General features: G+C 69.8%; 21 protein-coding genes. All 21 read left to right on the top strand.

All coding sequences use genetic code 11. From position 1 onward, the window contains the following. Positions 1-61: 61 nt before the first annotated feature. The 21 genes from IFT79_RS09160 (at position 62) to dnaE (ending at position 24,373) form a co-directional block, all read left to right on the top strand. On the top strand, positions 62-460 hold the full coding sequence (locus IFT79_RS09160; protein WP_123570752.1) for a DUF3040 domain-containing protein: 399 nt from the start codon (positions 62-64) through the stop codon (positions 458-460). A 273-nt stretch (positions 461-733) separates the two neighbouring features. Further along, the gene (gene mraZ / locus IFT79_RS09155; RefSeq protein WP_055973040.1) at positions 734-1,165 is read left to right on the top strand and encodes a division/cell wall cluster transcriptional repressor MraZ; all 432 of its coding nucleotides are present in this window, start codon (positions 734-736) and stop codon (positions 1,163-1,165) included. Between the two features lie 101 nt (positions 1,166-1,266). Beyond that, positions 1,267-2,217 carry a 16S rRNA (cytosine(1402)-N(4))-methyltransferase RsmH gene (rsmH, locus tag IFT79_RS09150; protein WP_192123706.1) on the top strand — a complete coding sequence of 317 codons (951 nt, stop codon included), beginning with the start codon at positions 1,267-1,269 and terminating at the stop codon, positions 2,215-2,217. Continuing rightward, positions 2,214-2,867 carry a hypothetical protein gene (locus tag IFT79_RS09145; protein WP_192123704.1) on the top strand — a complete coding sequence of 218 codons (654 nt, stop codon included), beginning with the start codon at positions 2,214-2,216 and terminating at the stop codon, positions 2,865-2,867. Before rsmH ends, IFT79_RS09145 begins: the two co-directional genes overlap by 4 nt. Positions 2,868-2,941: 74 nt before the next feature. Then, complete coding sequence (locus IFT79_RS09140; protein WP_342211807.1) at positions 2,942-4,708, top strand: peptidoglycan D,D-transpeptidase FtsI family protein; 1,767 nt, start codon at positions 2,942-2,944, stop codon at positions 4,706-4,708. Between the two features lie 14 nt (positions 4,709-4,722). Continuing rightward, entirely contained in the window at positions 4,723-6,273 is a 1,551-nt protein-coding gene (locus IFT79_RS09135) for a Mur ligase family protein (RefSeq protein ID WP_192123702.1), read from the top strand. Continuing rightward, on the top strand, positions 6,270-7,676 hold the full coding sequence (locus tag IFT79_RS09130; RefSeq protein ID WP_192123700.1) for a UDP-N-acetylmuramoyl-tripeptide--D-alanyl-D-alanine ligase: 1,407 nt from the start codon (positions 6,270-6,272) through the stop codon (positions 7,674-7,676). Before IFT79_RS09135 ends, IFT79_RS09130 begins: the two co-directional genes overlap by 4 nt. After that, positions 7,673-8,776, top strand: coding sequence for a phospho-N-acetylmuramoyl-pentapeptide-transferase (mraY, locus tag IFT79_RS09125; RefSeq protein ID WP_043594922.1), 1,104 nt, complete (start codon positions 7,673-7,675; stop codon positions 8,774-8,776). The genes IFT79_RS09130 and mraY overlap by 4 nt, the downstream gene beginning before the upstream one ends. Continuing rightward, complete coding sequence (gene murD, locus IFT79_RS09120; RefSeq protein ID WP_192123698.1) at positions 8,773-10,338, top strand: UDP-N-acetylmuramoyl-L-alanine--D-glutamate ligase; 1,566 nt, start codon at positions 8,773-8,775, stop codon at positions 10,336-10,338. Before mraY ends, murD begins: the two co-directional genes overlap by 4 nt. After that, complete coding sequence (ftsW, locus tag IFT79_RS09115; protein WP_192123985.1) at positions 10,295-11,602, top strand: putative lipid II flippase FtsW; 1,308 nt, start codon at positions 10,295-10,297, stop codon at positions 11,600-11,602. The genes murD and ftsW overlap by 44 nt, the downstream gene beginning before the upstream one ends. Next, positions 11,599-12,714, top strand: a complete 1,116-nt coding sequence (locus IFT79_RS09110) for a UDP-N-acetylglucosamine--N-acetylmuramyl-(pentapeptide) pyrophosphoryl-undecaprenol N-acetylglucosamine transferase (protein WP_192123696.1) — start codon at positions 11,599-11,601, stop codon at positions 12,712-12,714. The genes ftsW and IFT79_RS09110 overlap by 4 nt, the downstream gene beginning before the upstream one ends. Beyond that, complete coding sequence (gene murC, locus IFT79_RS09105; protein ID WP_056045036.1) at positions 12,711-14,141, top strand: UDP-N-acetylmuramate--L-alanine ligase; 1,431 nt, start codon at positions 12,711-12,713, stop codon at positions 14,139-14,141. The genes IFT79_RS09110 and murC overlap by 4 nt, the downstream gene beginning before the upstream one ends. Positions 14,142-14,508: 367 nt before the next feature. Continuing rightward, on the top strand, positions 14,509-15,330 hold the full coding sequence (locus IFT79_RS09100) for an FtsQ-type POTRA domain-containing protein (RefSeq protein WP_236556990.1): 822 nt from the start codon (positions 14,509-14,511) through the stop codon (positions 15,328-15,330). 138 nt (positions 15,331-15,468) lie between these two features. Further along, positions 15,469-16,629: a cell division protein FtsZ gene (ftsZ, locus tag IFT79_RS09095; RefSeq protein ID WP_043594926.1), complete on the top strand. Its 1,161-nt coding sequence runs from the start codon at positions 15,469-15,471 to the stop codon at positions 16,627-16,629. Positions 16,630-16,635: 6 nt separating this feature from the next. Beyond that, the gene (locus IFT79_RS09090) at positions 16,636-17,334 is read left to right on the top strand and encodes a YggS family pyridoxal phosphate-dependent enzyme (RefSeq protein WP_192123692.1); all 699 of its coding nucleotides are present in this window, start codon (positions 16,636-16,638) and stop codon (positions 17,332-17,334) included. Positions 17,335-17,371: 37 nt separating this feature from the next. Further along, a complete protein-coding gene (locus IFT79_RS09085; protein WP_123570020.1) occupies positions 17,372-17,896 on the top strand; it encodes a cell division protein SepF in 525 nt (174 codons plus the stop codon). A gap of 93 nt (positions 17,897-17,989) precedes the next feature. Next, positions 17,990-18,292: a YggT family protein gene (locus IFT79_RS09080; protein ID WP_056045042.1), complete on the top strand. Its 303-nt coding sequence runs from the start codon at positions 17,990-17,992 to the stop codon at positions 18,290-18,292. 145 nt (positions 18,293-18,437) lie between these two features. Next, on the top strand, positions 18,438-19,214 hold the full coding sequence (locus IFT79_RS09075; RefSeq protein WP_056045044.1) for a DivIVA domain-containing protein: 777 nt from the start codon (positions 18,438-18,440) through the stop codon (positions 19,212-19,214). A gap of 4 nt (positions 19,215-19,218) precedes the next feature. Continuing rightward, on the top strand, positions 19,219-19,890 hold the full coding sequence (gene lspA, locus IFT79_RS09070) for a signal peptidase II (protein WP_192123691.1): 672 nt from the start codon (positions 19,219-19,221) through the stop codon (positions 19,888-19,890). After that, the gene (locus IFT79_RS09065) at positions 19,887-20,810 is read left to right on the top strand and encodes an RluA family pseudouridine synthase (protein WP_123570022.1); all 924 of its coding nucleotides are present in this window, start codon (positions 19,887-19,889) and stop codon (positions 20,808-20,810) included. The genes lspA and IFT79_RS09065 overlap by 4 nt, the downstream gene beginning before the upstream one ends. Positions 20,811-20,908: 98 nt before the next feature. Beyond that, positions 20,909-24,373 (top strand): DNA polymerase III subunit alpha, encoded by a 3,465-nt coding sequence (dnaE, locus tag IFT79_RS09060; protein WP_056047386.1) that lies wholly within the window; start codon positions 20,909-20,911, stop codon positions 24,371-24,373. Positions 24,374-24,427 lie beyond the last annotated feature (54 nt).

Raw genomic sequence — 24,427 nt, 5'->3', positions numbered from 1 at the left:
CGCGTCGATCCCGAGGCTCCCGCCTCGCGCTTGAGAGCCCGTGCTCGAAGGGAACACCAAGATGCCACTTTCCGAACAGGAGCAGCGGCTCCTCGAAGAGATGGAGCGGAGTCTCTACAACAACGACTCCGACTTCGTGGCGACGGTCGGGACCCGCGGCGCCAGACCCAACTACACGCTGGTCGTGGTCGGGGTCCTCGGGGCGCTCGTCGGCATCGCCGTGATCGTCGCGGGCGTCATCTTCCGCCAGCCCTTGATCGGCGTGGCGGGGTTCGTGGTCATGCTCGCCGGCGTGCTGTTCGCCATCGCGCCTCCCAAGCGGAAGGGGTCCTCGACGGCCTCGATGCCGTCGGCTCCCCGTTCCTCCACCTCCCGCCCCGCGCATCCCGCCAAGGGGGGCCTGATGGATCGGCTCAACGACCGGTGGGACCGCCGCCAGGACGGCGACGAGCGCTCCTAGGCGCCACCAGCACCACGACCACAGGGGTCGGCCTTCGGGCCGGCCCCTTTTTCGTGCGCCCATCCATCCTGCAGGAGGCGCGCGACACGCAGGACGCGCCTCCTCGTGGTCCTTTCCCTCCACCGTCCTCCACCCGTGTGGCCCCCGAACTGGAGCGGATCGCAGGCCGGACACGCGGCGGAGGACCCGCCTTTTCATTGTCTGGTGGTGGGTTGTGGAGTAAAGTGGAGGTACGTGCCACAGACGGGGTGCGGGGCGAGGGGAGACGGGCGCATGTTCCTCGGCACCTATTCGCCCAAGCTCGACGAGAAAGGGCGCATCATCCTCCCCGCGAAATTCCGTGACGAACTGGCTTCCGGCCTCGTCATGACCCGTGGGCAAGAGCGGTGCGTCTACGTCTTCAGCCAGCGCGAGTTCGAAGACATGCACTCGCGCATCCGTCAGGCGCCCGTCACGAGCAAGCAGGCCCGCGACTACATGCGCCTCTTCCTCTCGGGCGCGAGCGACGAGATCCCCGACAAGCAGCACCGGGTCACCATCCCGGCGACACTGCGCGAGTACGCCGGCCTCGGCCGTGACCTCACCGTCATCGGCGCGGGAAACCGTGCCGAGATCTGGGCCACCGACGCCTGGAACACCTACTACGAGGCCCAGGAGGCCGAGTTCGCCAACACCACCGAGGAGGTGATCCCCGGGCTCTTCTAGCCCGTGGGCCCCGACCCTCAGCCGTCAGCCCTGGCGCACCTTCCCCGGTGCCAGGTCCCGACGGATGGGGATCAGGGCCGACGAGCACAGCCCGTGTCGTCATGGCCGATCAGATCCACACCCCCGTCCTCCTCGAGCGGACCCTCGAACTCCTCGCCCCGACCGTCTCGCGTCCCGGCGCCGTCGTCGTCGACTGCACCCTCGGCATGGGTGGCCACAGCGAAGCGATGCTGCAGGCCTTTCCCGAGCTCACCGTCGTCGGCCTCGACCGCGACACGGAGGCACTCGCCCTCGCCGGCGAGCGGCTCGCACCCTTCGGCGACCGGGCTCGCCTCGTGCACACGACGTACGACGGCATCGCCGACGCGCTCGACGACCTCGATCTCGACACCGTCGACGGGGTGCTCTTCGACCTCGGCGTGTCGTCCCTGCAGCTGGACCGGGTCGAGCGCGGTTTCTCGTACTCCAAGGACGCGCCCCTCGACATGCGCATGGACCCCACCTCGCCCGTCACGGCGGAGCGCGTCCTCGCCGAGTACCCCGAGAGCGAGCTCCGGCGCATCTTCTACCAGTACGGCGAAGAGAAGCTGGCTCCGCGCTACGCCCGGCGGATCGTCGAGCACCGGGCCGACTCGCCGCTCACCCGCAGCGGTGAGTTGGTCGACCTCCTGATCGCGGCGACGCCCATGGCCCTGCAACGTGCCGGTCACCCCGCCAAGCGCGTGTTCCAAGCGCTCCGCATCGAGGTGAACGGCGAGCTGACCTCGCTCGAGGCGGCCGTCCCGGTCGCCCTCGACCGTCTCGCCGTCGACGGGCGGATCGTCGTCCTCGCCTATCAGTCCCTCGAAGACCGTTTCGTCAAGCGGGAACTCGCCGCTCGGACGACCTCAACGGCGCCGCAGGGCCTCCCGGTGGAGTTGCCGGAGCACCGTCCCGACTTCCGCCTCCTCGTCCGAGGGGCCGAGCTGGCTTCCGACGCCGAACGCGACCTCAACCCCCGAGCCAAGCCCGTGAGACTGCGCGCCGCCGAACGAATCCGGAGAAAAGCATGAGCAGCAACCTGGCCATCGCGACGCCGTCGAGCCGTCCGCAGCCGTCGTCGACCCCGACGGCGCGCCCGGTCGAGATCGTCACGAGTCGGTCGCAGCGACGGGCCCGTCCGAAGATCGCCTACGCGCTCATCGCGACGGCGGCGCTGTTCGTCCTCCTGCTGGCCCAGCTCGCGATCAGCATCGCCTTGAGCGACGGCGCCTACAAGATCTCCGACCTGCAGGCCGCGAAGACCGAGCTCGTCCGCGACCAGCAGAAGTTCAGCGAGCAGCGCGACGTGCTGTCCTCGCCGCAGAACCTCGCCGCCAACGCCGACGAACTCGGCATGGTCCGCAACTCGAACCCCGTCTACCTCGATCTGGCCACGGGCGCGGTCCACGGCTCGCCCGCCCCCGCGGCGGGGGCGGACGAGGCGACGTCCGGCAACCTGATCCCCAACACCCTGCTCGAGGGCGTCCCGCTCACGACCAAGGCCCCCGCGACCGCCGCCGACGGCACGGGGGCCACCGACCCCTCCGCCTCGTCGGTCGGTGCTCCGACCACGGCGGGCGCGGTGGCCGTTCCGACCGACGCAGGCGCGGCGGTCGGGGGATCGGCCGGCGAGTCGGTAGCGTCGGGCGCGAACGAGCTGGCGGCTCCGCAGACCCGCTAGCGGCGTGCCGTCACCGGTACATCGAACGACGACAGCGGGTCGGGCAGGCGCCCGGCCGCGGTGAGGAACCTCTCGTGAAAGCAGCTCCCCGAAGCCGCCGTCTCCGCGCGACGCTGGCGATGGCGCTGATCATCGCGCTCGTCGGCGTGTTCGTGGTGCGCCTGGCGGACATCCAGCTCGTGCAGGCGGCCGAGCTCAACGAGCAGTCCCAGAACAAGCGCGAGATCGTGCAGACGACCTACGGCGATCGTGGCGACATCACCGACGTCGACGGCACCGTGCTCGCCGGCAGCGTCACCCGGTACAACATCACGGCCGCTCCGGCCTTCGCCACGACGGCCAAGGTCAAGGGCGCCGACGGCACGACCACCGAGCTGACGGTCGACCAGGTGGTCGAGCGCATCGCCGAGATCACCGGGGGTGACGCCGCGACCATGACGAAGGCGTTGACCACCGACCCCGAGGCGAACTTCGCGTACCTGGTCAAGGGCGTCGACGTCGACGCCTTCCGCGAGGTCCGCGAGATGGACGTGTCGTGGGTGTACTTCCAGCGCCAGGCCGCGCGCACCTACCCCAACGGCGCGGTGGCGGGCAACCTCACGGGCTTCATCGGCACCGACGGGCCGCAGGCCGGACTCGAACTCAGCCAGGACGCGTGCCTGGCGGGCACCGACGGCTCGGAGACCTACGAGCGCGGAGCCGACGGCGTCCAGTTGCCCGGCAGCACCGTCACGACCAAGAAGGCGGTCGCCGGGGGCACGCTCCGTCTCACGGTCGACAGCGACCTCCAGTACATGACCCAGCAGGCGCTGGGCGAACAGGCCGAGGCCATCGGAGCCGAGTCGGCGACGGCCGTCGTCATGAAGGCGAGCGACGCCTCGCTGCTCGCGGTGGCCGACTACCCGGCCGTCGACCCCAACGACGTCAACGGCACCGCCGTCGACGACCTCGGCAGCAAGGCCTTCACCTACTCGTACGAGCCGGGTTCGACCTTCAAGGCGATGACCGCCGCCATGCTGCTCGACTCGGGCAAGGCCGATCCCGCGACGCGGGCGACGGTGCCGTACTCCCGCACGTTCCCCTGGGGCGGCGAGATCCACGACGCCACCTTCCACCCGACCGAGAACCTCACGCTGACGGGCATCCTGCGCGACTCGTCGAACGTCGGCATCTCCCTGCTCGGCCAGTCGCTCTCGGCCCAGCAACGTCACGACTACATGGTGAAGTTCGGTCTGAACGACCCGACCGGCGTGGCCTTCCTCGGTGAACCCACGACGGGCATCCGGCCGGCCTCCCAGTGGGACCAGCAGACGAGCATCAACACGATGTTCGGACAGGGCGTCTCGACGACCGCCATCCACATCGCGAGCATCTACCAGACGCTGGCCAACCACGGCACCCGGTTGCCGGTCAACCTCGTCGCCGGGTGCACCGCCCCCGACGGCGCCGTCACCGACGCGCCCTCCGCCGAGGGCACGAGCGTCGTCTCGCCGTGGGCCGCCGACACGACCGTCAACATGCTCGAGAAGGTCGTCAGCGACGGCGACCTCAAGGACGTCCTGTCGATCCCCGGCTACCGCGTCGCGGCCAAGACCGGCACCGCCGAGGTCGCGCGGTCCGACGGAACCGGCTACGGTTCTGACCGCATCGTCTCGGTGGCGGGCATCGCTCCGGCCGAGAACCCGCAGTACGTCGTCGTCGTGACCTTCACCAAGCCCAGTACCATCAAGACGTCGGCCGCTGCGGCGCCGACCTTCAACAAGATCATGTCCCAGGTCCTCGAGATGTATCGGGTCCCTCCGTCGACGGAGCCGGCACCCAGCCTGCCCGAGACCTGGTGAGAGAAGAGGATTCTTTGAGCGCCCGGATCCCCCCGGTCCTTCGACCGGAACATCCGTCGGCGAGGTCACTCGCCCAACTGGTCAGCGAGTTCGGACTCGAGCACGAGGGTTCCCTCGACGCCATCGAGATCACCGGCATCACGCTGAGCACGGCGGACCTCCACCCCGGCGACCTGTACGTGGGCGTGCCCGGTGCGCACCGGCACGGAGCCGAGTTCGCCGACCAGGCACGTGACGGTGGCGCGGTCGCGCTGCTGACCGACGCCGCGGGGGCCGAGCTGGCCCGGTCCAGCGGTCTCCCCGTCGTCCTCGTCGACTCGCCCCGGGCGGCCCTCGGCGAGCTCTCGGCATGGATCTACCGCACGGACAGCGACGACGCACCCCTCCTCCTCGCGGTCACCGGCACCAACGGCAAGACCAGCACCTCGTACCTGCTCGAAGGCGTCCTGCGACAGCTGGGCCTCGTCACCGGCCTCAGCAGCACCGCCGAGCGCCACATCGGCGACCTCACCGTCGTCAGCCGCCTCACCACCCCCGAGGCCAGCGAGATGCACGCCCTGCTGGCCCGCATGCGCGAGAGCGAGGTGCGCGCGGTGGCCGTCGAGGTCAGTGCCCAAGCACTCAGCCGCAACCGCGTCGACGGCCTCGTCTTCGACGTCGCCGCCTTCACGAACCTGAGCCACGACCACCTCGACGACTACGCCGACATGGAGGAGTACTTCCAGGCGAAGTTGCCGCTCTTCCAGCCCGACCGTGCCCGTCGTGCCGTGGTCTCGCTCGACTCTCCCTACGGACAGCGCGTGGTGGACAACGCGCGCATCCCCCTGACGACGATCACGATCCTCCCCGACGTCGAGGCCGACTGGACGGTCCAGATCCTGGACGAGCAGGCCGCCTACACCGAGTTCCGTCTGTCGGGCCCCGAGCAGCGTTCGCTCGTGACGCGCGTCCCGCTGATCGGGTGGCACATGGTCGCGAACGCGGCCCTGGCGATCGTCATGCTGGTCGAGGCGGGCTTCGAGCTCGAGGCCATCGGCCAGGCGCTCGACGCCGACGGCGGCATCGTCGCGTACCTGCCCGGGCGTACCGAGCGGGTGTCCAGCGACACCGGCCCGAGCGTCTACGTCGATTTCGGCCACAGCCCCGACGCGTTCCTGACCACCCTGGCCGCGGTGCGCACCTTCACACCCGGCAAGGTCATCATGCTGTTCGGCGCGGACGGCGACCGCGACACGACGAAACGCGGCGAGATGGCCCGGGTGGCCGCGGCCGGTTCCGACATCCTCGTCGTGACCGACCACCACCCCCGTTTCGAAGACCCGGCCTCCATCCGCAAGACGCTCGTCGACGCCGCCCGCGAGGCGTACCCCGAGCACGAGATCCACGAGGTGAGCCCGCCCGAGGCGGCCATCCGGGCGGCCGTGGCCCTGGCCCGAGAAGGCGACTCGATCCTCTGGGCCGGTCCAGGCCACCAGGACTACCGCGACATCCGTGGTGAGCGCACCCCGTACTCCGCTCGCGACGAGGCCCGTGCCGCCCTGCGCGAGGCCGGGTGGTCCGAGTGATCGCGCTCACGCCTCGCCAGATCGCCGACATCACCGGGGGGCGCCTGGTCCACCCCGAGGAGGCGCGGGTCGCGACCCCGGTCGACGGCACGGTCGAGACCGACTCGCGTCTGGTCACCCCGGGGTCGATCTTCTTCGCCCTGCGCGGCGAGGTCACCGACGGGCACCTCTTCGTCGAGGCCGCCACGTCGAACGGCGCCGCCCTCGTGGTCGCCGAGCGCGAACTCGAGACGACCGCGCCGCTCGTCGTCGTCGACGACGGGGTCGTCGCGCTGTCCCGACTCGCCGCCGCCGTCGTCGAGCTCGTCCGGCGCCTCGGACGCCTGAAGGTCGTCGGCGTCACGGGTTCCAACGGCAAGACGAGCACCAAGAACATGCTCCGCGCGGTACTGGGCGACGTCGCGCCGACCGTCGCCCCCCAGGGGTCGTTCAACAACCACGTCGGTGCCCCGATCTCGATGCTGCGCATCGACGAGACCACCGAGTACCTCGTCGTCGAGATGGGTGCGAGCGGCCCGGGCGAGATCGCCCGGCTCGTCGACATCGCCCGTCCCGACACCGGGGTCGTGCTCAAGGTCGGCCTCGCCCACGCGGGCGGCTTCGGCGGCATCGAGGGCACCCGTGCGGCGAAGGCCGAGATGGTGACCGACCTGCCCGCCACGGGGACGGCCGTCCTCAACGCCGACGACGACCGCGTCGCCGGCATGGCGTCCGTGACGGCCGCACGGATCGTCACCTTCGGTCAGGGTGCCTCGGCCGACTACCGGGCGTCCGACATCGACGTCTCGTCGTCGGGCACCTCCTTCACCTTCGAGCACGGCGACGCGAGCCGCCGGGTGTCGCTGCGCATCCTGGGCGAGCACCACGTGATGAACGCCTTGGCGGCCCTCAGCGTCGTCGGCGAATGGGGCGTCGACCTCGATCGGGCCGTGACGGTCCTCGAGGGCGTGACACGGGCCGAGCGCTGGCGCATGGAGGTCCTGGACGCCCCCGGCGGCGTGACGGTCGTGAACGACGCCTACAACGCGAGTCCCGACTCGGTCGCCGCGGCGTTGAAGACCCTCGCCCAGATCACCGGCCCCGACCACCGATCGGTGGCCGTGCTCGGCGAGATGGCCGAGCTCGGCGAGTACGCGCGTGACGAGCACGACCGCGTCGGCCGCCTGGTCGTCCGGCTCAACGTGGGCCAACTCGTGGTCGTCGGCCACGAGGCACGACACATCCACATGGCGGCGGGCCTCGAAGGCTCGTGGGACGGAGAAAGCGTGCTGGTCGACACGATCGACGAGGCGTACGACTTCTTGCAGGGCACCCTGCGAGCCGGGGACGTCGTCCTCGTGAAGTCGTCCAAATCGGCCGGCCTGCGCCTCCTGGGTGACCGCCTGGCCGGGGTGACCGCATGATCGCGCTGCTGATCGGCGGTGGGTTCTCCCTCGCCTTCACGCTGCTGATGACGCCGGCGTTCATCAAGCTCTTCCACCGTCTCGGGTGGGGCCAGTTCATCCGTGACGACGGCCCGCAGTCGCACCACACCAAGCGCGGCACGGCGACCATGGGCGGCATCGTCCTGATCATCGGCACCGTGCTCGGCTACTTCATCGGTCACCTGGTCGGCGGGGACGAGCTCACCCTCAGCGGCATGCTCGTGCTGTTCATGATGGTCGGCCTCGGCGTGGTCGGGTTCCTCGACGACTTCCTCAAGGTGCGCAACCAACGCAGCCTCGGGCTCGGCGGGTGGGCGAAGATCGCCGGGCAGGTCGTCGTGGGGGCGGTGTTCGCCGTCCTGGCACTCTCGTTCACGAACGATCGCGGGCTCGCCCCCGCGTCGACGATGATCTCGGGCCTGCGCGACATCCCCTGGCTCGACTTCATGTTCTTCGGCACCATCGTCGGGGGCGGGCTGTTCCTGATCTGGGTCGTCCTGATCACCGTCAGCACCTCGAACGGCGTGAACGTCGCGGACGGCCTGGACGGTCTCGCCACGGGGGCCTCCATCCTCGCGATCGCGTCGTACATCTTCATCGGCTTCTGGCAGAACAACCAGCTCTGCACGAGCGTGCGCCTCGACGAGGCCACGCGGGCGGCCTGCTACCAGGTGGCCGACCCGCTCGACCTGGCCGTGGTCGCCGCCTGCATCTGCGGAGGCCTCATCGGGTTCCTCTGGTGGAACACCTCGCCTGCACAGATCTTCCTGGGCGACACCGGTTCGTTGGGCCTCGGCGGGGCGCTGGCCGCCCTGGCCATCCTCAGCCGCACCGAACTCCTGCTCGTGCTGATCGGTGGTCTCTTCATCGTGGTCACCGGCTCGGTGATCCTGCAGCGGGCGTACTTCAAGATCACGAAGGGCAAGCGGATCTTCCTGATGAGCCCCCTGCACCACCACTTCGAACTCAAGGGCTGGGCCGAGGTGACCGTCGTGGTCCGTTTCTGGATCATCGCCGGGCTCTTCGTCGCCGCCGGCGTCGGCACCTTCTACCTCGAATGGATCCTCCGCACCTCATGAGCGACGGCAGCACCGCCCCCCTCGCCGAGCGGCTCGCCGGGCTCGACAGCTGGCACGCCGACTGGTCGGGCCTGCGCGTGGCCGTCCTCGGGCTCGGCGCGACCGGTTTCTCGGTGGCCGACACCCTGGCCGAACTGGGCGCCGACGTCCTCGTCGTGGCCCCCGCGGTCGACGCCGACAAAGCCGAGCTGCTGCAGCTGATCGGGGCACGTCTCGACGAGGTCGAGTCCACCGACACACCGTCGGCCACGCTCACGGCCTTCGACGCGCACCTCGTCGTGGCCAGCCCGGGCTTCGCCCCGCACCACCCCCTGGTCCGCTGGGCCGTCGACTCGGGGAGGGCAGTGTGGGGTGACGTCGAGCTGGCCTGGCGCGTACGCGACAAGGTCGAGCGCGTGGCCGAGTGGGTGCTCGTCACCGGGACGAACGGCAAGACCACGACGACGCAGCTGGCGTCGGCGATGGCCGGCGCCGACGGTCGCCGCGTGGCGGCCTGCGGCAACATCGGCGTCCCCGTCCTCGACGCGGTGCGCGACCCCGACGGCTTCGACCTGTTCGTCGTCGAGCTCTCGAGCCACCAACTGCACTACCTGCCGACCGGGGGAGCCGGTGCCCTCAGGCCCCGGGCCTCCGTGTGTCTCAACCTCGAGGCGGACCACCTCGAGTGGCACGGCGGGGCGGACGCCTACCGTGCCGCGAAGGCCAAGGTGTACGAGAACACGGTCGTGGCGTGCGTCTACAACAAGGCGGACGAGGCGACCCTGCGCATGGTCGAGGAAGCCGACGTCGAGGAGGGCTGCCGCGCCGTGGGCTTCGGCCTCGACGCCCCGGGGCCCAGCGAGGTCGGCATCGTGACCGGCGACGGGGTCTCCGTCCTGGCCGACCGCGCCTTCCTCGCCGAGCGCCACACGCGAGCGCTCGAACTGACCACCCGGGAGGCCCTCGAGGGCGTCGGCCTCGGCGCCGACCACCTCGTCGAGGACGTGCTCGCGGCCGCCGCGCTCGTGCGTGCGGTGGGCGTCGCTCCCGTCTCGATCCGCGACGCCCTCGCCGGTTTCGCGGTGGACCACCACCGCACCGAGGTCGTGGCCGAGTCCGGCGGCGTGACCTGGGTCGACGACTCCAAGGCGACGAACCCGCACGCCGCGCGCGCCTCCCTGACGTCCTTCCCGTCGGTCGTCTGGATCGTCGGAGGCCTGTTCAAGGGCGTCGACGTCGAGCCGCTCGTGCTCGAGTCCACGGACGCCGTCCGGGCGGCCGTGTTCGTCGGCGTCGACCGTGAGCCGCTCCGCCGGGCCTTCTCCCGACACGCGCCCGGCATCCCCGTCTTCGAGGTCGACGCCACCGACACTGGGCAGGTGATGCCGACGGCCGTGCGCCTCGCCGCGAGCGTGGCCCGTCCCGGGGACACCGTGCTCCTCGCCCCGGCGGCGGCGTCCATGGACCAGTTCACCGACTACACGGCCCGAGGGCGATCCTTCGCCCAGGCCGTACACGAACACTTGAGGGGTGACGTCGATGGCCAACCCGCCGTCCAGCCTCCCGCGCCGTCGGCCGACTGAGTCGAGCCGCACGCGCCGCGGGCCCGTCCGACCGACCGAGGACGCCTCGAGCGGCCTGGGGTCCTCGAAGCGCACCGCCGGCGCCGTCGTCCGCGTCAAGAAGCTCTTCGCCGCCGAGACGGGCTCGTACTTCGTCATCCTCGGCACGACGTTGTTCATGGTCGTGCTCGGGCTCGTCATGGTGCTCTCGTCGTCCTCGGTCGAGCAGTACATCTCGTCACGACACACGTCGTTCTTCGGCGCGTTCATCCGACAGGGCACGTACGCGGCCGTGGGCATCCCGCTCATGCTCATCGTGTCCCGGCTGCCGGTGTCGTTCCTCAAGCGCTGGGCGTGGCACGTCCTGGGGGCGACCATCGTCCTGCAACTGCTCGTCTTCTCGCCCCTCGGCTACGAGATCGGCGGCAACCGCAACTGGATCGACCTCGGCTCGTTCACGGCGCAGCCCTCCGAGGCCGTCAAGCTCGCGTTGGCGATCTGGCTCGGCATGATCCTCTCGGTCAAGCGCGACCTGCTCGACGACTGGAAGCACCTGGCGATCCCGCTCGTGCCCGTGGCCGGCGTCGCGATCGGCCTCGTCGTGCTCGGTGGCGACCTCGGGACGACCATGATCATGCTCCTGCTCGTCTTCGCGGCCGTCTGGTTCGCCGGCGTCCGGCTGCGCTACCTGCTGGCGCCCCTCGCGTTCCTCGCGGTCGTCGTGCCCCTGATCGCCCAGGGGTCGAGTTCGCGCAACTCACGCATCGCCGCGTGGCTGTCGGGCTGCTCGGACTCGAGCCAATACCAGGCCGAGTGCTGGCAGACCCTGCACGGAACGTGGGCGCTGGCCTCGGGGGGACTCTTCGGCGTCGGTCTCGGCAACTCGAAGTCGAAGTGGTCCTGGCTGCCCGAGGCCGACAACGACTTCATCTTCGCCATCATCGGCGAAGAGCTCGGCTTGATCGGAGCGATGGTCGTGTTGGCCCTCTTCATCGTCCTCGCCGTCGGATTCGTCAAGATCATCCGCCGGACGAACGACCCCTTCGTCCGTGTGACGACCGGGGCCATCACGGCGTGGATCATCGGTCAGGCGCTCGTCAACATCGCGGTCGTCCTGGGGCTGCTGCCCGTGTTGGGCGTCCCCTTGCCGCTCATCTCGGCCGGCGGATCGGCGTTGATCGTCACGCTCGTGGCCATCGGCGTCGTGCTCTCGTTCGCCCGGGTGCCCGAAGAGCCCGCGACGCCGCAAGGGCTCCCGCGTCAGCGGGTAGGGTCTCTGCGGTGACGACGTATCTCCTCGCCGGCGGTGGCACCGCCGGGCACGTGAACCCCCTCCTCGCCGTGGCCGATCGGCTCCGCCGGCGCGAACCCGACGCGACCGTCCTCGTGCTCGGCACCGCCGAGGGACTCGAGGCACGGCTCGTCCCGCAACGCGGGTACGAACTGCTCACCGTGCCGCGGCTGCCCTTCCCCCGCAAGCCCTCCGCGGCGGCGCTGCGATTCCCCGGCCGACTCGCCGGCGCGATCGACGGCATCCGGTCCTTGCTCGCACAGCACGACGTCGACGTCGTCGTCGGATTCGGCGGCTACGCAGCCGCCCCGGCCTACGTCGCGGCCTGGCGGTCGAAGGTGCCCGTGGTCGTCCACGAGGCCAACGCGAAACCCGGCATGGCGAACGTCCTCGGCTCGTTCCTCTCGTCCCACGTCGGCGTCGTCTTCCGCTCCACCCGACTCCGGGGCGGACGGCAGGTCGGCATGCCGTTGCGCGACGAGATCGAGTCCCTCGACCGACGGGCCCATCGCGACGAGGCCGTCGCGGCCTTCGGCCTCGACCCGGCGCGGCCGACCCTGCTCGTCACGGGTGGTTCGACCGGTGCGCGGCGGCTGAACGAGACGATGTCGAGGGCGGCCGTCGGCGTGCTCGGCGCCGGCTGGCAGATCCTGCACATCACGGGTGAGAAGTCCGATCTCACCTCGACCGACCTCGACGGCCACCACCTCCTCCGGTACTGCGACCGCATGGACCTCGCGCTCTCGGCGGCGGACTTCGTCGTCTCCCGGGCCGGCTCGGCCACGGTGAGCGAGCTCACCGCGCTCGGGTTGCCCTCGGTGCTCGTCCCGTACCCGGTGGGCAACGGCGAACAGCGGCACAACGCCACCGACGTCGTCGGTGCCGGGGGAGCACTGCTCGTCGCCGACGCCGACTTCACGCCCGCCTGGGTCGAGCGCACGCTCGTCCCCCTGCTGCTCGACCGGGCCGTCGTGGCGGACATGGCCGTCCGCGCCGCCTCGGTCGGGGTGCGCGACGGCACCGACCGCACGGTCGACCTCGTCCTCGACGCCGTGGGCCGTGCCTCCTCGTCCTCCCCGAACCCCGACCTCAGCGAGACATCATGATCAAACCCGACCTCGACCAGCCGATCCCCGCCGAACTCGGTGCCGTCCACTTCGTCGGCATCGGCGGTTCGGGGATGAGCGGCATCGCCCGGGTCTTCCTCGCCGCCGGCCACCGTGTCACCGGGTCGGACGCCCGCGACAGCGCGGCCGTCGAGTCGCTCCGGGCGGCAGGCGCCGAGATCGCGATCGGCCACGACGCGGCCAACGTCGGCGACGCCGACACGCTCGTGGTGACCGGCGCCCTCTGGCAGGACAACCCCGAGTACCAGCTCGCGCTGTCGAAGGGACTGCCCGTCCTGCACCGATCGCAGGCGCTCGCCTGGCTCGTCGGGCAGCAGCGGCTCGTCTCGGTCGCCGGGGCGCACGGGAAGACCACGTCCACCGGCATGATCGTCACCGCCCTGCTCGCCGCGGGGCACGACCCGAGCTTCGTGAACGGCGGGGTCATCCAGTCGTTGGGCGTCAGCGCCCGTGGGGGTGACGACGACCTGTTCGTCGTCGAGGCCGACGAGTCCGACGGCTCGTTCCTGCTCTACGACACCTCGGTCGCCCTGATCACGAACGTCGACGCCGACCACCTCGACCACTACGGCTCGCACGAGGCGTTCGACGACGCCTTCGTCCGGTTCGCGTCGGCAGCGCGGGAGTTCGTCGTCGTCTCGAGCGACGACGACGGTGCCGTCCGTGTCACCGAACGCCTCGACCACCCGCGCGTCGTGACCTTCGGCGAGGCCGCCGACGCCGACGTCCGCCTGAGCGACGTCGCCACGACCGGTCCGGTCTCGTTCACCCTGCACGCCGAGGGTCGTTCGTGGCCCGTGCAGTTGCGCGTGCCCGGGCGGCACAACGCCGTCAACGCCGCCGGTGCCTTCGCGGTCCTCGTCGGCCTGGGCGTCGACGCGGAGGCCGCCATCGCGGGTCTCGAGACCTTCGGCGGCACCGAGCGGCGGTTCGAACTGCACGGCGTCGTGCGGGGCGTCAGCGTGTACGACGACTACGCCCATCACCCCACCGAGGTCGCCGCCGCGCTGCAGGCGGCGCGTTCCGTGGTCGGCGACGGGCGCCTCATCGCCGTGCACCAACCCCACCTCTACAGCCGCACGCGGATGATGGCCGGCGAGTTCGCCGAGACCTACGAGCGACTCGCGGACCACACCATCGTGCTCGACGTGTACGGCGCGCGCGAGGACCCCGAGCCCGGCGTCACCGGCGCGCTGGTGTCCGAACGCTTCGCCGACCCCGACCGCGTCGACTTCGTGTCCGACTGGCAGGCCGCGGCGGACCGGACGGCCGAGGTCGCTCGAGAGGGCGACTTCGTCATCACGCTCGGCTGTGGCGACGTCTACCGCATCGTGCCGCAACTGCTCGGCTCACTCGACGCGGCCCACGAACCCGTCGTCGCCGTCGCGGAGGACTCCGCGGAGTGACTCGTCACGACAGGTCCGTGGTGTCGGGGGCCCTCCGATGAAGCGGCCCGACGGATTCGACGAACCAGAACCCACCCCGACTCCTCCGGCGGCGCCCAACCGACGCCGTCGGGGACGGGACCCGGAGGCCACCGGGCCCGTCCCCGTCGTCGGTGCCTCGCGGCCTCCCCGAGGTGCTGCCGGTGACTCGCGGGCGGCCGACGCCGACGCATCCGATCCGTCGTCCCCGTCGTCGCTCAAGGGCCGCCTCGAGTCGATCACCGGAGCCCCCGCGGCCTGGCGTGACCGCCTGACGAAGCCCTCGACCTCCGACGCGAGCGATCACCCCGGGCGGGTCGCACCTCGGGGCTCCGAGCCTCCGCGCATCGTGGCACCCGACGGCACGGCCGCCGAGGCCAAGGCACGAGCCGTCGCGGCACGCCGGCAGGCGCGTCGGGCATCGAGCGAACGGAGGCGCGTCGAGCGCGTCGAGGTCCGTCGCTTCACGCGTCGCAGCCGACACCGTCGGGCGACCCTGGTGTCGCTCGGGGCCGTCGTGCTCCTCCTCGTCGCGTCCGTCGCGGTCGCCGTGTTCACGCCGCTCCTGTCGTTGCAGACCATCCGTGTCGAGGGGACGGACCGCGTCGACGCCGCGGCCGTGCAGACCGCCCTCGACGGGCAGCTCGGCACGCCCCTCGCCCTCATCGATTTCGACGAGGTCACCCGCGAGCTCGGGGCGTTCCCCCTGATCGCCAGCTACGTGACCGAGACCGCTCCGCCCCACACGCTCGTCGTGCGCATCCAGGAGCGGCAGCCCGTCGCCACGGTCGCCGCGGGGGAGGGGTTCGACCTCGTCGATCCGGCCGGCGTCGTGGTCCAGACGCTCGACGCCCGGCAAGAGGGAGTACCCCTGGTCGACGTCGGGGGAGCAGCCCTCGACGGCCCCGCGTACCGTTCGGTGGCCGAGGTGCTGCTGGCCTTGCCGGTCACGTTGCGTTCGACCGTCGACACCGTGACGGCGTCGACGGCCGACGACGTGACCCTGCAACTCACCTCGGGTGAGCGGGTCGTGTGGGGCAGCGCCGACGAGTCGGCGAAGAAGGCCCAGGTGCTCACCGGACTCATCGCCGACCAGGCCCGGCGCGACCCGGGCGCGAGCGTCGAGTACGACGTGTCCGCGCCCGACAACGGGATCATCAGGACGAGATGAGAGGGTGTGTTCGCGACACGCTGGCCACCCTGGCGACAGCGCCTGCGGCACACCCATACCTTGTGACTGCAGAACTTGCATACCATGTACAACTTTAACCTTCAACTGCAGAGTTAAGGTTCAAGCGGAGGCCCGGACGTGACAACGAACCATAACTACCTAGCCGTGATCAAGGTCGTCGGTGTCGGCGGCGGTGGCGTCAACGCCGTCAACCGCATGATCGAACTCGGGCTCCGCGGCGTGGAGTTCATCGCCATCAACACGGACGCCCAGGCGCTGCTGTTGAGCGATGCCGACGTCAAGCTCGACGTCGGTCGCGAACTCACCCGGGGCCTCGGCGCCGGTGCCGACCCCGAGGTCGGACGCCGCGCGGCGGAGGACCACGCCGAAGAGATCGAGGAAGCCCTCGCGGGTGCCGACATGGTCTTCGTCACGGCAGGCGAGGGCGGCGGCACCGGCACGGGCGGGGCCCCGGTCGTCGCCCGCATCGCGAAGTCGATCGGCGCACTGACCATCGGTGTGGTCACCAAGCCCTTCGGCTTCGAGGGCAAGCGCCGTCAGGCCCAGGCCGAGGCCGGCGTGGCCGCCCTGAAGGACGAGGTCGACACCCTCATCGTCGTCCCCAACGACCGCCTGCTCGAGATCAGCGAACGCGGCATCAGCATGGTGGAGGCCTTCGGCACGGCCGACCAGGTGCTCCTCGCCGGTGTCCAGGGCATCACCGACCTGATCACCACGCCCGGTCTCATCAACCTCGACTTCGCCGACGTCAAGTCGGTCATGCAGGGCGCCGGTTCGGCCCTCATGGGCATCGGATCGTCGCGGGGCGCGGACCGCGCCATCAAGGCGGCCGAGCTGGCCGTGGCGTCCCCGCTCCTCGAGGCGAGCATCGACGGCGCACACGGGGTGTTGCTGTCCATCCAGGGCGGTTCCAACCTGGGCATCTTCGAGATCAACGACGCGGCGCGCCTGGTGCAGGAGGCCGTCCACGCCGAGGCCAACATCATCTTCGGTGCCGTGATCGACGACACCCTCGGTGACGAGGTCCGCGTGACGGTCATCGCGGCGGGGTTCGACGGTGGTGAGCCCTCGACGAAGGTGAAGGATCGCCGGTCGAGCTTCGTCGACTCCGACGGCCCCACGGCGACCTCGGTCGCCGGCGTCTCGGCCATCGCCGACAGCGGTGCGACGCACGAGCCCGCGGCGTGGAAGCGGCCCGAAGAGCCCGCGACCCAGGCCGTCGACCCGGCCTTCGACGACGGTGATGACGACCTCGACGTCCCGGACTTCCTCAAGTAACGACGAGTGACCGATCCGACGAGTGTCGACGGCGACCTGGGCGAGCGTCTCGCCCGGGTCGCCGCGGCCGTCGACGACGCCTGCACCGCTGTGGGACGCTCTCCGGGCGAGCTCACGACGATCGTCGTCACGAAATTCCATCCGCCCGGCCTCATCAGGGCGTTGTACGCCCTCGGGGTCCGCGACGTCGGCGAGAACCGTCACCAAGAGGCGCAGACCAAGGCCGTCGAATTGGACGACCTCGACGGACTCCGGTGGCACTTCGTGGGCCAGTTGCAGTCGAAGAAGGCGCGCCAGGCCCGGCGCTACGCGAACGCCGTCCACTCGCTCGACCGTGACTCGGTCGTCGATGCGCTCTCGGACGACTCCGGGTCCCTCGTCGACGGATTCGTCCAGGTCAACCTGACCGACGAACCCGGCCGCGGGGGAGTGGCCGAGCACGAGGTCGAGCGGCTCGCCGAGCGGGTGCTCTCGACCCCGGGGCTGCGACTGCGCGGCGTCATGGCCGTGGCCCCCCTGGGTGAGGAGGCGCGTCCGGCCTTCGCGCGCCTCCGTGCGGTCTCCGAGAGGGTGCGGTCCCTCGAGACCACGGCCGTCGCCATCTCGGCCGGCATGTCTCCCGACTTCGTCGAGGCTGTCGCCGAGGGCGCGACACACCTACGGATCGGCACGGCAATCACGGGTTCTCGCCCCGATGCTCGTTAATGTCGGTCCTGACGATCCACTGACTCGGAGGAACACCATGGCCAACCCGCTGCGCAAGACGATGGTCTATCTGGGCCTCGCCGACGAAGAGCTCGAGTACGACGAGCAGCCTCACGAACGAGCGCAGCCCCAGCAGTCGCCGCGACCGCAGGCGGCCGCCCAGGCTCCGGCTCCCGTCGCCCCGGTCCACTCGGCTCCCGCCGCCCCCGCGCCCACCCGCGCCCCCGTGACGCCGCTGCGTCGCTCCTCGACCCCGAAGAACACGGTGCCCCACGACATGAACGAGATCCTGACGGTCCACCCCCGCGAGTACAAGGACGCCCAGGCGATCGCCGAGAGCTTCCGTGACGGCATCCCGGTGATCATCAACCTGTCGCAGATGACCGAGGCGGACGCCCGTCGTCTGGTCGACTTCGCCAGCGGTCTCTCGCAGGGGTTGTACGGCAAGATCGAGCGCGTGACCAACAAGGTCTTCCTGTTGTCGCCGGCGCACATCGCGGTGAGCGGTGATCAGGCTGAGGTAGAATCCGACATCGAAGCGTCGTTCTTCGCCCAGTCGTGACGAGTCCGTCGTCGCGGCTCCTCTGCGTCGACGTGACGACCTGCCCGTCCGCGAGTCTCCTCGCGCCGACTCGTGTGAGCTGATGACCCCCCGATGATCACTTACCTGATCGCCACGATCGCGTACTACGCGTTGCTGATCTTCTTCCTGCTCATGTGGGCCCGCTTCGTGCTCGACCTCGCGCAGTCGTTCAGCCGCGGGTGGCGCCCCAAGGGGCCGGTGCTCGTCATCGCCGAAGTGGCCTACACGGTGACCGACCCGCCCATCCGCCGCGTGCGGAAGATCCTGCCCCCCGTGCGCCTCGGATCGGTCGCGCTCGACTTCGGCTGGAGCATCATCATGCTGGCCGTCATCATCCTGATGAGCGTCGCCTCCGGGCTCCGCACCTTCGGCTGACCACGTCGTCCGTGGACGACAGGGTAGGCTCACTGCAGCGCCCGAACGGCACGATCCCGGCCCGACCGGGCCCCGCTCCTCTACGGTGTAGAAGAACGACCCAGACCACGATCACACGATCCAACAGATGCACGAGGTGACGGCAATGGCTTTGACGCCGGAAGACGTAGTCAACAAGCGGTTCCAGCCGACGAAGTTCCGCGAGGGATACGACCAAGACGAGGTCGACGACTTCCTCGACGAGGTCGTCGCCGAGCTGCGACGTCTCAACCAGGAGAACGACGAGCTGCGTCAGCGCCTCTCGTCCGGCGACTCCGCTCCCGTGGCGCAGGCCGCTCCCGTCTCGGCTCCGGTGGCCAGCGCGCCGGCTCCTGCGTCGGCACCGGCTCCCGCGTCGGCCCCCGAGGCCGTCGAGCCCGAGCCGGTGGTCGAGTCCGAGCCCGTCGTCGCGGCCCCCGCCGCCGTCGCGTCCGCTCCGGCCTACTCCGCCCCCGCGGTGTCCGAGGCCGACGAGACCAGCAGCACCAACAGCCTGCTGCAGCTCGCTCGCCGTCTGCACGAAGAACACGTCCGCGAGGGCGTCGAGAAGCGCGACCAGCTCATCGCCGAAGGCCACGCGACCGCGGCTCGTCTGGTGTCCGAGGGCGAGGCCCGCCAGCGTGAGGTCGTCGCCGAGGCCGAGACGAAGTCCCGCGACATCATCGGTGCCGCCGAGACCCAGCAGCGCGAGATCCTCGACCGCCTCAACACCGAGCGGTCGAGCGTCGAGCGTCGCATCGACGACCTGCGCTCGTTCGAGCGTGACTACCGCTCCAAGCTCAAGAGCTACATCGAGGGTCAGCTGCACGAGCTCGACGGCGAGGGCACGGGCGAGGCCGGTCGGCCCACTCCGGCCAGCGCCCAGGGCTTCGGCTCGAACTAAGGACTTGTCGAGCGACAAGCCCGCCACGAAGGCCAGCGTCCGCGTTCTCGCGACGCTGGCCTTCGTCGCTGTCGTGGCCTACGGCCTCGACCAGGGCACCAAACTGCTGGTCACCCGGACTCTCGTCGAAGGAGGTTCCGTCGACGTCGTCGGCGAGTTCTTCCAGTTGCACTTCGTCAAGAACCCCGGTGCCGCCTTCTCGTTCGCGAGCGGGTCGACGTGGATCTTCTCGATCGCCGCCGCCGGCGTCGCCGTCGCGATCCTGGTCGTGGCCCGACGCATCCGATCGCTGGCCTGGTCGATCATGCTGGGCATGCTGCTCGGCGGCACCCTCGGCAACCTGACGGACCGCCTGCTCCGAGAGCCGTCGTTCGGCCAGGGGCACGTGGTCGACTTCATCTACTTCCCCTCCCTGCTGCCGGCCATCTTCAACGTCGCCGACGTCTTCATCGTGTCCAGCATGGGATTGCTCCTCCTGCTCACGCTGCTGGGCATCGGGCTCGACGGCACGCGCACGCCGAGCGCCGGCAAGGCGGCTCGACCGGCGGGCGACGGTCGCGACGGCGACCCTCAGGTGGCCGGCTCCACGGCCGTCGGCGACCCGGGCACGTCCGGTGACGAGCCCAGCGGTCCCGTCGACACGACGCCTCCTGCCGATCACCGGAGCGCCTCGTGAGCGAGACCCGCGCCCTCCCGGTCCCCGACGGGCTCGCCGGCGAACGTGTCGACGCCGCCCTGGCCAAGCTTCTCGGCTTCAGCCGGACCTTCGCGGCCGAGGTCGCCGCCTCGGGCGGGGTGACGGTCGACGGGCGCACGGTCGGCAAATCGGACCGGCTCGAGGCCGGTGCGTGGCTCGACGTCACATGGTCACCGCGTGAGGCACCGGCCGTGGTCGCCGTCGAGGTGCCCGGCATGGCGGTCGTCCACGACGACGACGAGATCGTTGTCGTCGACAAGCCGGTCGGAGTCGCAGCACACCCGTCGGTGGGCTGGACGGGACCGACGGTGCTCGGCGGACTCGCCGCCGCGGGCTTCACCGTGTCGACCTCGGGGGCGTCCGAGCGTGCCGGCATCGTGCACCGCCTCGACGTCGGAACGAGCGGCCTCATGGTCGTCGCCAAGACCGAGCGGGCCTACACCCTGCTCAAACAGGCCTTCCGCGAACGCACCGTCGAGAAGATCTACAACGCGGTCGTCCAGGGCCACCCCGACCCGTTGACCGGGACGATCGACGCACCCATCGGGCGGCATCCGTCGTCCGACTGGAAGTTCGCCGTGGTCGTCGACGGCAAGCCGTCGGTCACCCACTACGAGACCGTCGAGGCGTTCCCGTCGGCGTCGCTGCTCGAGATCCACCTCGAGACGGGTCGGACCCACCAGATCCGCGTCCACATGGCCGCCCAGCGACACCCGTGCGTCGGTGACGCGACCTACGGCGCCGACCCGACGCTGTCGGCGACCCTCGGTCTCACGCGGCAGTGGCTGCACGCCGTGCAGCTCGGTTTCCGGCACCCCGGCACGGGTGAGCCGGTGGTCTACCGCTCGACCTACCCCACCGACCTGCAGCACGCCCTCGACGTCCTCCGTCACGGTTAGGCTGTTCCCCTAGTCGCCAGATCCACCACCAGACGAGGAGCCCCGTGGCCTCGAGCAAAGACTCATTCGTCCATCTGCACGTGCACAGCGAGTACTCGATGCTCGACGGCGCCGCCCGGGTCAAACCGTTGGTCACCGAGGCCGCGGCACAGGGCATGCCTGCGGTGGCGGTCACCGACCACGGCAACGTGTTCGGTGCGTACGACTTCTGGAAGACGGCGACCGAGGCGGGCGTCAAACCCATCATCGGCACCGAGGCCTACATCACGCCGGGCACGCACCGGGGCGACAAGACTCGCGTGCGCTGGGGTGACGGTGGACGCGACGACGTGTCGGGCTCCGGTGCCTACACCCACATGACGCTGTTGTCCGAGAACACCACGGGCATGCACAACCTGTTCCGGCTCTCGTCCCGGGCCTCCCTCGAGGGCTACTACTTCAAGCCGCGCATGGACCGCGAGCTGCTCTCGCAGTACTCCGAGGGCCTCATCGCGACGACCGGCTGCCCGAGCGGCGAGGTCCAGACCCGCCTGCGGCTCGGCCAGTACGACGAAGCACTCAAGGCGGCCTCCGACTTCCGCGACATCTTCGGCCGTGAGAACTACTTCGCCGAGATCATGGACCACGGGCTCGGCATCGAGCGGCAGATCATGGGCGACCTGTTGCGCCTAGCGAAAGACCTCGACCTGCCCCTCGTCGCGACGAACGACCTCCACTACACGCACGAGCACGACGCGACCAGCCACGCGGCTCTCCTCTGCGTCCAGTCCGGCTCGACGCTGAACGACCCCAACCGGTTCAAGTTCGACGCCGACGAGTTCTACCTCAAGTCCGCCCAGCAGATGCGGCATCTCTTCCGCGACCACCCCGAGGCCTGCGACAACACGCTCCTCATCGCCGAGCGCTGCGACGTGCAGTTCAACACCTCGGCCAACTACATGCCGCGTTACCCGGTGCCCGAGGGCGAGACCGAAGAGACCTGGTTCATCAAAGAGGTCGAGAAGGGGCTCGTGTACCGCTATCCCGCGGGCATCCCGGACGACGTGCGCAAGCAGGCCGAATACGAGATCGGCGTCATCACCGGCATGGGCTTCCCCGGCTACTTCCTCGTGGTCGCCGACTTCATCAACTGGTCCAAGGAGAACGGCATCCGGGTCGGTCCGGGCCGTGGTTCGGGGGCCGGCTCGATGGCCGCCTACGCCATGCGCATCACCGATCTCGATCCTCTGCGCCACGGTCTGATCTTCGAGCGGTTCCTCAACCCCGATCGCGTGTCCATGCCCGACTTCGACGTCGACTTCGACGACCGTCGTCGCGGCGAGGTGATCCAGTACGTCACCGAGAAGTACGGAGACGAACGCGTCGCCCAGATCGTCACGTACGGCACCATCAAGGCCAAGCAGGCCCTGAAAGACAGTTCACGGGTGCTCGGGTTCCCCTTCGGCATGGGTGAGAAGCTCACGAAGGCCATGCCCCCCGCCGTGATGGGCAAGGACATCCCGCTCACCGGCATCTTCGACAAGCAGCACGAGCGCTACAAAGAGGCCGGCGACATCAGGACGGTCGTCGAGTCCGACCCCGAGGCCAAGACCGTCTTCGACACGGCGTTGGGGCTCGAGGGCCTGAAACGTCAGTGGGGCGTGCACGCCGCAGGCGTCATCATGTCCAGCGATCCGCTCATCGACATCATCCCGATCATGAAGCGCGAGCAGGACGGGCAGATCGTCACGCAGTTCGACTATCCGGCCTGCGAGTCGCTGGGCCTGATCAAGATGGACTTCCTGGGGCTGCGCAACCTCACGATCATCAACGACGCCCTCGACAACATCAAGACGAACCGCGGTTTCGACCTCGTGCTCGAAGACCTCGAGCTCGACGACCGGGGGGCCTACGAGTTGCTGGGTCGCGGCGACACGCTCGGGGTGTTCCAACTCGACGGCGGGCCCATGCGCGGGCTCCTCCGGCTGATGAAGCCCGATAACTTCGAAGACATCTCGGCCGTCATCGCGCTGTACCGCCCGGGGCCCATGGGCGCGAACTCGCACACGAACTACGCGCTCCGCAAGAACGGCGCGCAAGACATCACCCCGATCCACCCCGAGCTCGAAGAGCCGCTCAAAGAGATCCTGTCGACCAGCTACGGCCTGATCATCTACCAAGAGCAGGTCATGGCCATCGCGCAGAAGGTCGCCGGCTTCTCGCTCGGTCAGGCCGACATCCTCCGGCGGGCCATGGGCAAGAAGAAGAAGTCCGAGCTCGACAAGCAGTACGCCGGGTTCGAGCAGGGCATGTTCGACAACGGCTTCTCGCCGGATGCCGTCAAGATGCTCTGGGACATCCTGCTTCCCTTCTCGGACTACGCCTTCAACAAGGCGCATTCCGCGGCGTACGGCGTCGTCTCGTACTGGACGGCCTACCTCAAGGCCCACTACCCGGCCGAGTACATGGCCGCCCTGCTCACCAGCACGGGGGACTCCCGCGACAAGCTGGGTCTCTACCTGAACGAGTGTCGCCGCATGGGCATCAAGGTGCTGCCGCCCGACGTCAACGAATCCATCGGCTTCTTCGCGGCCGTCGGCGACGACATCCGCTTCGGCATGGGTGCCGTGCGCAACGTCGGCTTCAACGTCGTCGACCATGTCATCGCCGCGCGCAAGAAAGAGGGGGCGTTCACCTCGTTCCACGACTTCCTGCGCAAGGTGCCGCTCCCCGTGGCGAACAAGCGCACCGTCGAGTCGCTCGTCAAGGCCGGCGCATTCGACTCCCTGGGGTCGACGCGGCGTGCCCTCGTCGAGATCCACGAGTCCGCCGTCGAGGCGGCGGTCAGCGAGAAGAGGGCCGAGGCGAACGGTCAGGTCGGCTTCGACTTCGACTCCCTGTGGGACGAGCCGCAGGACGTCCAGCACGTGCCCGAACGTCCTGAGTGGTCCAAGCGCGACAAGCTGGCCTTCGAGCGCGACATGCTGGGCCTCTACGTCTCGGACCACCCGCTCGCGGGCCTCGAGCTCCCCTTGGCCAAGCATGCCCAGACGACGGTCACCGACATCCTGGCGAGCGACCCCGCGACCATCGACGGCGAGACGGTCACGATCGCGGGGCTCATCACCAGCGTGCAGCACCGGGTCGCACGCAACTCGGGCAACCCCTACGGGATCATCACCGTCGAGGACTTCGGGGGCGAGATCTCCGCCATGTTCCTCGGCAAGACCTACCAAGAATTCGGGCCGTCGCTCGTCGGGGACTCGATCATCGTCCTGAAGGGTCGGGTCAGCGTCCGCGACGACGGCATGAACATGCACGCCGCGAGCATGTTCATGCCCGATCTCGGTGTCGGCGTGAACCACGGGCCGCTGCTCCTGCAGATGCCCGAGCACCGGGCGACGCACGACACGGTCACCGAGTTGGCAGCGGTGCTCGGGCGTCACGCCGGCGGCACAGAGGTCCGTCTCCGACTCGTCAAGGGCGAAGCCGCACGGGTCTTCGAGATCCCCATGCCGGTCGACGTCACGGCCGACCTGTTCGGCGAACTGAAGAGCCTGCTGGGCCCCGGCTGCCTCGTCTGAGGTGGCCGGTGCTCCGTCGCGTCCTGGTGCCCCGACCGGTTCCGGCGCCCGGCA

Source organism: Frigoribacterium sp. CFBP 8759, from assembly GCF_014841655.1.
Classification (GTDB): domain Bacteria; phylum Actinomycetota; class Actinomycetes; order Actinomycetales; family Microbacteriaceae; genus Frigoribacterium.
The sequence above is the reverse complement of the archived record's forward strand: the minus strand, read 5'-3'. Positions and strand labels throughout refer to the sequence as shown.

Excerpts from the sequence above, each read along its gene's own strand:
- IFT79_RS09160 (WP_123570752.1), top strand. The coding sequence starts at position 62 with ATGCCACTTTCCGAACAGGAGCAGCGGCTCCTCGAAGAGATGGAGCGG.
- mraZ (WP_055973040.1), top strand. The coding sequence starts at position 734 with ATGTTCCTCGGCACCTATTCGCCCAAGCTCGACGAGAAAGGGCGCATC.
- rsmH (WP_192123706.1), top strand. The coding sequence starts at position 1,267 with ATGGCCGATCAGATCCACACCCCCGTCCTCCTCGAGCGGACCCTCGAA.
- IFT79_RS09145 (WP_192123704.1), top strand. The coding sequence starts at position 2,214 with ATGAGCAGCAACCTGGCCATCGCGACGCCGTCGAGCCGTCCGCAGCCG.
- mraY (WP_043594922.1), top strand. The coding sequence starts at position 7,673 with ATGATCGCGCTGCTGATCGGCGGTGGGTTCTCCCTCGCCTTCACGCTG.
- murD (WP_192123698.1), top strand. The coding sequence starts at position 8,773 with ATGAGCGACGGCAGCACCGCCCCCCTCGCCGAGCGGCTCGCCGGGCTC.
- ftsW (WP_192123985.1), top strand. The coding sequence starts at position 10,295 with ATGGCCAACCCGCCGTCCAGCCTCCCGCGCCGTCGGCCGACTGAGTCG.
- murC (WP_056045036.1), top strand. The coding sequence starts at position 12,711 with ATGATCAAACCCGACCTCGACCAGCCGATCCCCGCCGAACTCGGTGCC.
- IFT79_RS09085 (WP_123570020.1), top strand. The coding sequence starts at position 17,372 with ATGGCCAACCCGCTGCGCAAGACGATGGTCTATCTGGGCCTCGCCGAC.
- IFT79_RS09080 (WP_056045042.1), top strand. The coding sequence starts at position 17,990 with ATGATCACTTACCTGATCGCCACGATCGCGTACTACGCGTTGCTGATC.
- IFT79_RS09075 (WP_056045044.1), top strand. The coding sequence starts at position 18,438 with ATGGCTTTGACGCCGGAAGACGTAGTCAACAAGCGGTTCCAGCCGACG.
- dnaE (WP_056047386.1), top strand. The coding sequence starts at position 20,909 with ATGCTCGACGGCGCCGCCCGGGTCAAACCGTTGGTCACCGAGGCCGCG.